Origin of the sequence: Streptomyces sp. 13-12-16, assembly GCF_002114215.1 — a bacterium.
GTDB lineage: Bacteria > Actinomycetota > Actinomycetes > Streptomycetales > Streptomycetaceae > Streptomyces.
The window spans coordinates 1-8,250 of record NZ_NCTE01000219.1 but is presented as its reverse complement, the minus strand read 5'-3'; the positions used below and the strand labels follow the sequence as shown (position 1 = coordinate 8,250).

The window sequence follows — 8,250 nt, the reverse complement described above, 5'->3', positions numbered from 1 at the left end:
TGCAGGCCCGCACCTCCCCCAGCACCCCGTGCCCCCGCGCCTCGGCCGCGTGCAGCAGCGCCTGCACGGCCGGCGGGCCGGACCCGCCCGCCCCCTGCTGGGCGACCCGTGCGAGCTGCACGGCCTCCCGCCCGTGCCCGAGGTAGACGGCCTGCCGGCTCATGGTGACCAGGACGTAAGCGCCGTACGGCCGGTCCCCCGCCGCCTGCGCCAGCCGCAGCGCCTGCACGAAGTACCGCTGCGCGAGCCCGTGCGCCGCGATGTCGTACGACGTCCACCCGGCCAGCCGCGTCAGATCCGCGGCGGCCGCGAACAGCCGGCGCCCGGTCTGCTCGCCGTACGTGCCGCGCAGCATCGGCTCGCACTCGTGCTCCAGGTACCGCACGAGAGCCTGGCGGGCGTGCCCGCCGCCGTACGCGTCGTCGAGCGTGCGGAACAGCTCGCCGACCGAACGCAGCGCCGCGATGTCCCCTCCGGTGACCCGGTGGCCCGGACCGCGTTCGGCCGTGGCACGCCGGCGCGCGAGCAGTTCGGCCGGCCGGAACGGCGGCCGGCCCTGTGCCGGAACCCGTACCGGCGGCTCCGCCCGGGCCACCTTCTCGTCCGCCCGCCCGATCAGCCAGTCCCGGCTCGGCACGACCAGCCCCGCCGAGGTGAAGGCGATCTTCCGCAGCTCGGCGTGGCTGCCGGAGTCCTTGCGCCACAGCCCGCTGACGATGTCCACGGCCTCCTCGGGGGTGGCGGCGAACTCCAGCCCCGCGTAGACCGGCGCGCAGGCGTCCAGCCCCAGGTCCTGCGCGGTCAGCCGCCGGCCCAGACGCCGGGTGAAGACCTCGGCGATCAGTGCCGGCGTCGTACCGCGAGGCTGCTGCCCGCGCAGCCAGCGGGTGACGGACGTCTTGTCGTATCTCAGGTCGAGCCCGTGTTCGAGACCGAGCTGGTCCACGCGACGGGCGAGTCCCGCGTTGGAGAACCCCGCTTCTGCGATGAGCGCGGCGAGCTGTCGGTTGGGGGTGCGCTGCGCGGGTCGTTCCGTCATCTGCGGTGCGGTCTCCTGCCTTCCGGCTGAGCGAGGTGCCCGGATTGCCTGTGAGCAGCCCTTATGGCCACACGGACGGCGCGAATGTAGCGGAGAGTGAGCACCCGATCGCAGAATTGGACCGGCATTCATCCGATCGTGTGAGAATTGCCCGAAAGCTGACAGTCGCCCCGCCCGACCCCTCGGCCGGCCCCCCGCCCGACCCCTCGGCCGGCCTCCAGCCGGCCCCCGACCGGCCTCCAGCCGGCCCCCGACCGGCCCCTGACCACCCCCCGCTCGAACGGTCGTACAGTGGCGTGGGCGCGTTTCGTGCCTGACGACCTTCTAGGGAGGCGCTTTGCCGTGAGCGATTTGCGGTTCGTGCGGATGGGTTTCGGGGCCGAGGCCGTGGACTACCGGCTGGCCTGGGACGAGCAGCGCCGGGTGCACGCGGCACGGTTCGCCGACGAGGTGCCCGACACCGTGATCCTCCTGGAGCACCCCCCGGTCTACACGGCCGGCCGGCGCACCGCGGAGAGCGAGCGCCCCCTCGACGGCACCCCGGTCATCGACGTGGACCGCGGCGGCAAGATCACCTGGCACGGCCCCGGTCAGCTCGTGGGCTACCCGATCCAGAAGCTGCCCCGCCCGGTGGACGTGGTCGCGCACGTCCGGCGCCTGGAGGAGGCCCTGATCCGCACCTGCGCGGAGTTCGGCCTGGAGACCACCCGGGTCGAGGGCCGCAGCGGCGTCTGGGTCCTCGGTGACCCGGTGGAGCGGCGCCCCGCGCTCGGCGGCCTCTCCCTGGACTTCGACCCCCGGCTCACCGACGACGAGTTCGACCCCCGCCTCAACGGCCCGGAGTACGCGCCCTCCAACGCCGGCCAGCGCCGCGAGGACCGCAAGATCGCCGCGATCGGCATCCGGGTGGCCAAGGGCGTCACGATGCACGGCTTCGCGCTGAACGTGAACCCCGACAACAAGTGGTTCGACAAGATCATCCCGTGCGGCATCCGCGACGCGGGCGTCGCCTCCCTGGCGAACGAGCTGGGTCGCGACATCACGATCGCCGAGGTGCTCCCCGTGGTGGAACGCCACCTCCGGGACATCCTGGAGAACGCGGAACCGAAGCCCCGGGTCGTCGAGAAGGCACCGGCGTAACAACAGCCCGTCCGGAGTTCGGGGACAAGGCCCGTTCAGGGCCGGGGCGGCAGCCCCGGCACCCACACCGGGTTTCAAATCAACGGGCGTACCCTTGAGCACGCCGAAGAATCAATCGCTAGGGAGCCGGTCGTGTCCGCAGTCGCACCCGACGGACGCAAGATGCTGCGCCTGGAGGTCCGCAACAGCCAGACCCCCATCGAGCGCAAGCCCGAGTGGATCAAGACCCGGGCGAAAATGGGCCCCGAATACTCCAAGATGCAGAACCTCGTCAAGAGCGAGGGGCTGCACACGGTCTGCCAGGAAGCCGGCTGTCCGAACATCTACGAGTGCTGGGAGGACCGCGAGGCGACCTTCCTCATCGGTGGTGACCAGTGCACCCGGCGCTGCGACTTCTGCCAGATCGACACCGGCAGGCCCGAGGCGCTGGACCGTGACGAGCCGCGCCGCGTGGGCGAGTCGGTCGTCACCATGGACCTGAACTACGCCACCATCACCGGCGTCGCCCGCGACGACCTGGAGGACGGCGGCGCCTGGCTGTACGCGGAGACCGTGCGCCAGATCCACGCGCAGACCGCCGGCCGCGCGGAGGGCCGCACCAAGGTCGAGCTGCTCGCCCCCGACTTCAACGCGGTCCCCGAGCAGTTGGAGGAGGTCTTCTCCTCCCGCCCCGAGGTGTTCGCGCACAACGTCGAGACGGTCCCCCGGATCTTCAAGCGGATCCGCCCCGGCTTCCGCTACGACCGCTCCCTGAAGGTCATCACCGAGGCCCGCGACTACGGCCTGGTCACCAAGTCGAACCTGATCCTCGGCATGGGCGAGACCCGCGAGGAGGTCAGCGACGCGCTGAAGCAGCTGCACGACGCGGGCTGCGAGCTGGTCACCATCACGCAGTACCTGCGGCCCTCCGTGCGCCACCACCCCGTGGAGCGCTGGGTGAAGCCGCAGGAGTTCGTGGAGCTGAAGGAGGAGGCCGAGCAGATCGGCTTCTCCGGTGTGATGTCCGGCCCGCTGGTCCGCTCCTCGTACCGCGCCGGCCGCCTCTACCGGATGGCGATCGAGAAGCGAGGCGCGTACGTGGCCTCCCAGGCCGTCTGACCTCGCCCGGAGCCGTCCGGCGGCACACCGCCGACGGCGTGTGAATTCACGCACAAGGCCCTACCACCCGGTAATGGCCGAGACCACGCGGTCCCGACCGTCCTCGCAGATGAGGGCACAGGTCGGGGCCGCGTCGGCGTTCCGGACCCTCCCACCGAGGCTTCATGCCTGTTTGACCGGCCGGTCACGCCCTGGTAACACCAGTCAGTGAGCCTGGAATCACAGCACGTACACCCCTGTCCGCCGGCACCGAGGGAGACCTCCACCATGCAGGCCGCGCCCGTCCGCGCCACCGCCATCCCGTCCTTCGCCACCGCACTGCGCGCCGTCGAGTCGCTGCTGATGAGCGGCGGCCAGCGCACCGCCCGCCGCAACGCCTGGACCTCGGTGCTGGAGGACCGCCGTCGCGCCAAGGACCGGGTCGAGGCACAGCGCGTCCTCGACCAGACCCTGGCCGCCCCCTCCCTGACGACCCGCCCCTGACCTACCGCCCCCCGCGGGGACACGTAGACTTCATGGCATGGCGAGGAAGGAAACCGCAGCGGACGCTGCGAACCCCGGGCGACTGAAGCAGATCGCCCTGACCTACAAGATGACCCGCAGGGCCGACAAGAAGATCGGTCTTGTACTCGCGGCTGTCGGAATCGTCACCTTCGGTGTCTTCCTCGCGATCGGTTTCTTGATCGGGCACCCCATCTATCTCGGCATCCTGGGCCTCCTGCTCGCCTTCCTCGCGACGGCGATCGTCTTCGGGCGCAGGGCCGAGCGGGCCGCCTTCGGGCAGATGGAGGGACAGCCGGGCGCCGCCGCGGCCGTGCTCGACAACATCGGCCGGGGCTGGACGACGACCCCCGCGGTGGCGATGAACCGCAACCAGGACGTGGTGCACCGGGCGGTCGGCAAGGCCGGCATCGTGCTGGTCGCCGAGGGCAACCCGAACCGGGTGAAGAGCCTGCTGGCCGCCGAGAAGAAGAAGATGAACCGCATCGTCGCGGACGTCCCGGTGCACGACCTGATCGTGGGCACCGGCGAGGGCCAGGTCGAGCTGAAGAAGGTCCGTACGACCATGCTCAAGCTGCCCCGCGTGCTCACCGGCCCGCAGGTCACCGCGACCAACGACCGGCTGCGCGCCCTGGGCGACCTGATGAGCAACATGCCGCTGCCGAAGGGCCCGATGCCCAAGGGCATGAGGCTGCCGAAGGGCGGCGGACCGAGGGGCCGCTGACCCAGCCTTTCCCGATACGACGACGGGGGCGCCGGAAGTGATTCCGGCGCCCCCGTCGTCGCGTCCCGGGACCGATCGTCGTCTTCGGACCGATCGTCGTCTCCCGGGACCGGCTGTCAGATCCGCACCTCGACCGTGCGGGCCAGCCGGTCGTGCAGTCCGCGGCCGTCACGGTCCCAGACGAGGGCGGGGACGGCCAGGCACAGCAGCACCGAGCGCACGAGCCCGCGCAGCGGCTGGATCCGGCCGGTGTCGAGGGCGACCACCCGCAGCCCGAACAGACGCTTGCCGGGGGTGAAGCCGACCGTGCCGACGGTGAGGACGCTCAGCACGAGGAAGACCAGCAGCGCCCAGTTGCTGGTCGCCTGGCCCTCGTAGCCCTCGGTGATCAGACCGTATGCGATCAGGACGCACAGCCCCCAGTCCACGGCGAGGGCGCCGAGCCTGCGGCCGGGGCCCGCGATCGAGCCCGGTCCGTTCTCCGGCAGCCCCAGCTGCTCGCCCCGGTAGCCGAACTCGGCACCGGCGTCCTCCAGGGCCGCGCGGGGCCCCGAGAGCCATGATCCGATTGCTTGCCTGTTGTCCACCCGTCCACGGTACTGCGACCGGATATGACCACAGGACGGCGGGGTGCGCCGGGGCTACCGTGGGAGAGGGCCCGGTTAACTTGTGCGAAACAAATGGGTCACGCCCGAGAAATGACCCGTCCCTAGGGTCGAGGGGAGCGTGTGCCACCCGCACTGGCCACACGAACGATCTACCACCCCGGCGGGACGGTCGGGAGTAGGAGGAGCTGGATGTTCCAGAACGCCGACGACGCCAAGAAGTACCTCGCGGACGAGGACGTCAAGTTCATCGATGTCCGGTTCTGCGACCTCCCGGGTGTGATGCAGCACGTCACGATCCCTGCCGAGGCGTTCGACCCGGACGAGGAGCTGGCGTTCGACGGATCGTCGATCCGCGGCTTCCAGGCCATCCACGAGTCCGACATGTCGCTGCGCGCGGACCTGTCGACCGCCCGGGTCGACCCGTTCCGCCGTGACAAGACGCTGAACATCAACTTCTTCATCCACGACCCGATCACGGGCGAGCAGTACTCCCGCGACCCGCGCAACGTGGCCAAGAAGGCCGAGGCGTACCTGGCCTCCACCGGGATCGCGGACACCGCGTACTTCGGTCCCGAGGCCGAGTTCTACGTCTTCGACAGCGTCCGCTTCAAGACCTCCGAGAACGAGTCCTTCTACCACATCGACTCCGAGGCCGGCGCCTGGAACACCGGTGCGCTGGAGGACAACCGCGGTTACAAGGTCCGCTACAAGGGCGGCTACTTCCCGGTCCCGCCGGTCGACCACTTCGCCGACCTGCGCGCCGAGATGTCCCTGGAGCTGGCCAAGGCCGGCCTGAAGGTCGAGCGCCAGCACCACGAGGTGGGCACCGCCGGCCAGGCCGAGATCAACTACAGGTTCAACACGCTGCTCGCCGCCGCCGACGACCTCCAGCTCTTCAAGTACATCGTGAAGAACGTCGCGTGGCGCAACGGCAAGACCGCGACCTTCATGCCGAAGCCGATCTTCGGTGACAACGGCTCGGGCATGCACGTCCACCAGTCGCTGTGGGCGGGCGGCGAGCCGCTCTTCTACGACGAGCAGGGCTACGCCGGCCTGTCGGACACGGCCCGCTACTACATCGGCGGCATCCTCAAGCACGCGCCGTCGCTGCTGGCCTTCACCAACCCGACGGTGAACTCGTACCACCGTCTGGTGCCGGGCTTCGAGGCACCGGTGAACCTGGTGTACTCGCAGCGCAACCGCTCCGCCGCGATGCGCATCCCGATCACCGGCTCCAACCCGAAGGCCAAGCGCGTCGAGTTCCGCGCCCCGGACGCCTCCGGCAACCCGTACCTGGCCTTCTCCGCGCTGCTCCTGGCCGGCCTGGACGGCATCAAGAACAAGATCGAGCCGGCCGAGCCGATCGACAAGGACCTCTACGAGCTGGCTCCCGAGGAGCACGCGAACGTGGCCCAGGTCCCGACCTCCCTCGGCGCGGTCCTCGACCGCCTGGAGGCCGACCACGAGTTCCTCCTCCAGGGCGACGTCTTCACGCCCGACCTGATCGAGACGTGGATCGACTTCAAGCGCCAGAACGAGATCGCCCCGCTCCAGCTCCGCCCGCACCCGCACGAGTTCGAGCTCTACTTCGACGTGTGACCGGCCCACGGCGCCCCCGCCCCTGGTTCCTCCAGGGGCGGGGGCGCCGTCGTGTGTCCGAAAAGCTTCCCCCGTGGCGTCCGGAGAGGGATCCTTGGACTGACACTGTTGTTCGAGGAAGGCCACGGGGATGTCCGAACGGGACGAGGAGATGCGGGAGTTCGACATCAAGTGGGCGGACGGCGCCGAGCACAAGGAGCCGTCGGCCCGGGCCCGGATGCTCGCCGCCCGCTGGAAGGACAACCCGCCCGGACCGGTCCCGTTCCGCGGCGAACCGGAGTACCGGGGCTCGTCCGGCCGCTCGTCGTGGGTGTCGACGGCCGTGGTGCTCGGCTGTGTCGTCGCGGTGATCGTGCTGCTCGGCTACACCGGCTTCCGCCCGTACTGACCCCGGCTACTCGGCCCGGGCGACGGCGACCGTCGGTGGGGTCCGGGAGGCGCGGAGGGCGGGCAGCGTTCCCGCGGCGGCGGTCACCAGGACGAGGGCGGTGAAGACCGCCGCGAGTCGTCCCGCCGGGACGCTGAACGGGGCGCTCGTCTCGGCGACACGGACCACCAGCCAGGAGTACGGCAGGCCGAGGGCCAGTCCGAGGAGTCCGCCCAGTGCGCCGTGGAGCGCGCACTCCACCGTGACCATGCGGTGCACGGCCGCTCCACTGAGGCCCAGGGCCCGCAGCAGCCCGAACTCACGCGTCCGTTCGACGACGGTGAGACTCGCCGTGGTCGCGACGCCGGCGACCGCCACCAGGACGGTCAGCCCCAGGACCATGATCACTGTCGTGGCCATGGTCCGCAGGTCGTCCGGCTCGCCGGCCTGTGCGGCCGAGTCCTCGGCGATGACGCGGCCGTCGCCGCGCTCCGGGCCGGTCAGCGTGCCGGTGATGGCCCGCTGCGCGCGTATCCGCCCCCGGGCGCCGTCCTCCGAGGCGTTGGCGGTGACCGTGGTGGGCGCGGCGCCCGCTCCCATGCGGGTGAGGTCCGCGGCGGGGACGAAGAAGTTCCCCCCGTAGGGTCCGGCTCCGGGCAGCGTCGCCGCCACGGTGAGCCGGACGGGGCGGCCCTCGAACTCCAGCGTCACGCGGTCGCCGGCCCGGACGCCGAGCCGGTGGGCGTGTTCGGCGTCCACGACGACGTGGGCGGGTTCGAGGTGGTCGAGGGAGCCGGTACGGGCGGTCAGGCCCACGCCGGCGCGGACGGTGCCGAGGTCGAGGTCGGAGACCGTCGCGCTGCGGGCGCTCCCCACGACCTCCGCCGTGCGGAACGCGGTCACGTCGGCCAGTTCGGGGCGGGAGGCCAGGTCGGTGGCGAGCGTCCGGTCCAGCGTCTCGCCGTCCCTGGGGTACAGGTGGAAGTCGGCGGGTGCCTCCACCGCCTGCCGGTAGCGCTCGTAGGCGTTCAGGGAGGCGAGGCAGGTCAGGGTCGAGCCGACCAGGCAGACGCCGAGGGCCACGACGACCGAGACCGAGGCCGCCCGGCCCGGCGCGCCTCCGACGCCCGCGACCGCGAGCCGGCCGGCCGCACCGGTGCGGCGCAGGGGCACG

General features: G+C 71.2%; 9 protein-coding genes. 6 read left to right on the top strand and 3 right to left on the bottom strand.

What is annotated here, in order from left to right; translation table 11 throughout:
• The coding region (locus tag B7767_RS10005; protein WP_085571882.1) for a regulator at positions 1-1,039 on the bottom strand (1,039 nt) is incomplete at its 3' end.
• Positions 1,040-1,381: 342 nt separating this feature from the next.
• Here B7767_RS10005 and lipB point away from each other — a divergent pair.
• From lipB to B7767_RS09985, 4 genes are all read left to right on the top strand, one after another.
• Complete coding sequence (gene lipB / locus B7767_RS10000; RefSeq protein WP_085571881.1) at positions 1,382-2,179, top strand: lipoyl(octanoyl) transferase LipB; 798 nt, start codon at positions 1,382-1,384, stop codon at positions 2,177-2,179.
• Positions 2,180-2,311: 132 nt separating this feature from the next.
• Positions 2,312-3,277 (top strand): lipoyl synthase, encoded by a 966-nt coding sequence (gene lipA / locus B7767_RS09995; protein ID WP_085571880.1) that lies wholly within the window; start codon positions 2,312-2,314, stop codon positions 3,275-3,277.
• A gap of 267 nt (positions 3,278-3,544) precedes the next feature.
• Complete coding sequence (locus B7767_RS09990) at positions 3,545-3,760, top strand: hypothetical protein (protein WP_085571879.1); 216 nt, start codon at positions 3,545-3,547, stop codon at positions 3,758-3,760.
• Between the two features lie 37 nt (positions 3,761-3,797).
• Positions 3,798-4,502 carry a DUF4191 domain-containing protein gene (locus B7767_RS09985; protein WP_073935628.1) on the top strand — a complete coding sequence of 235 codons (705 nt, stop codon included), beginning with the start codon at positions 3,798-3,800 and terminating at the stop codon, positions 4,500-4,502.
• A 116-nt stretch (positions 4,503-4,618) separates the two neighbouring features.
• Here the strand turns inward: B7767_RS09985 and B7767_RS09980 are convergent, their stop codons facing one another.
• Positions 4,619-5,089 (bottom strand): RDD family protein, encoded by a 471-nt coding sequence (locus tag B7767_RS09980; protein WP_085571878.1) that lies wholly within the window; start codon positions 5,087-5,089, stop codon positions 4,619-4,621.
• Between the two features lie 210 nt (positions 5,090-5,299).
• Here B7767_RS09980 and glnA point away from each other — a divergent pair, with 210 nt between their 5' ends.
• Both glnA and B7767_RS09970 read left to right on the top strand, forming a co-directional pair.
• Positions 5,300-6,709 carry a type I glutamate--ammonia ligase gene (gene glnA, locus B7767_RS09975; protein ID WP_085571877.1) on the top strand — a complete coding sequence of 470 codons (1,410 nt, stop codon included), beginning with the start codon at positions 5,300-5,302 and terminating at the stop codon, positions 6,707-6,709.
• A 130-nt stretch (positions 6,710-6,839) separates the two neighbouring features.
• Complete coding sequence (locus B7767_RS09970) at positions 6,840-7,097, top strand: hypothetical protein (RefSeq protein WP_085571876.1); 258 nt, start codon at positions 6,840-6,842, stop codon at positions 7,095-7,097.
• Between the two features lie 6 nt (positions 7,098-7,103).
• Here B7767_RS09970 and B7767_RS09965 read toward each other — a convergent pair.
• A partial coding sequence (locus B7767_RS09965) for an ABC transporter permease (protein ID WP_143652323.1) occupies positions 7,104-8,250 on the bottom strand: 1,147 nt, incomplete at its 5' end.

Bases quoted from the DNA above. Each gene is read 5' to 3' on its own strand.
- B7767_RS09990 (WP_085571879.1), top strand. From the start codon at position 3,545: ATGCAGGCCGCGCCCGTCCGCGCCACCGCCATCCCGTCCTTCGCCACC.
- B7767_RS09985 (WP_073935628.1), top strand. From the start codon at position 3,798: ATGGCGAGGAAGGAAACCGCAGCGGACGCTGCGAACCCCGGGCGACTG.
- glnA (WP_085571877.1), top strand. From the start codon at position 5,300: ATGTTCCAGAACGCCGACGACGCCAAGAAGTACCTCGCGGACGAGGAC.
- B7767_RS09970 (WP_085571876.1), top strand. From the start codon at position 6,840: ATGTCCGAACGGGACGAGGAGATGCGGGAGTTCGACATCAAGTGGGCG.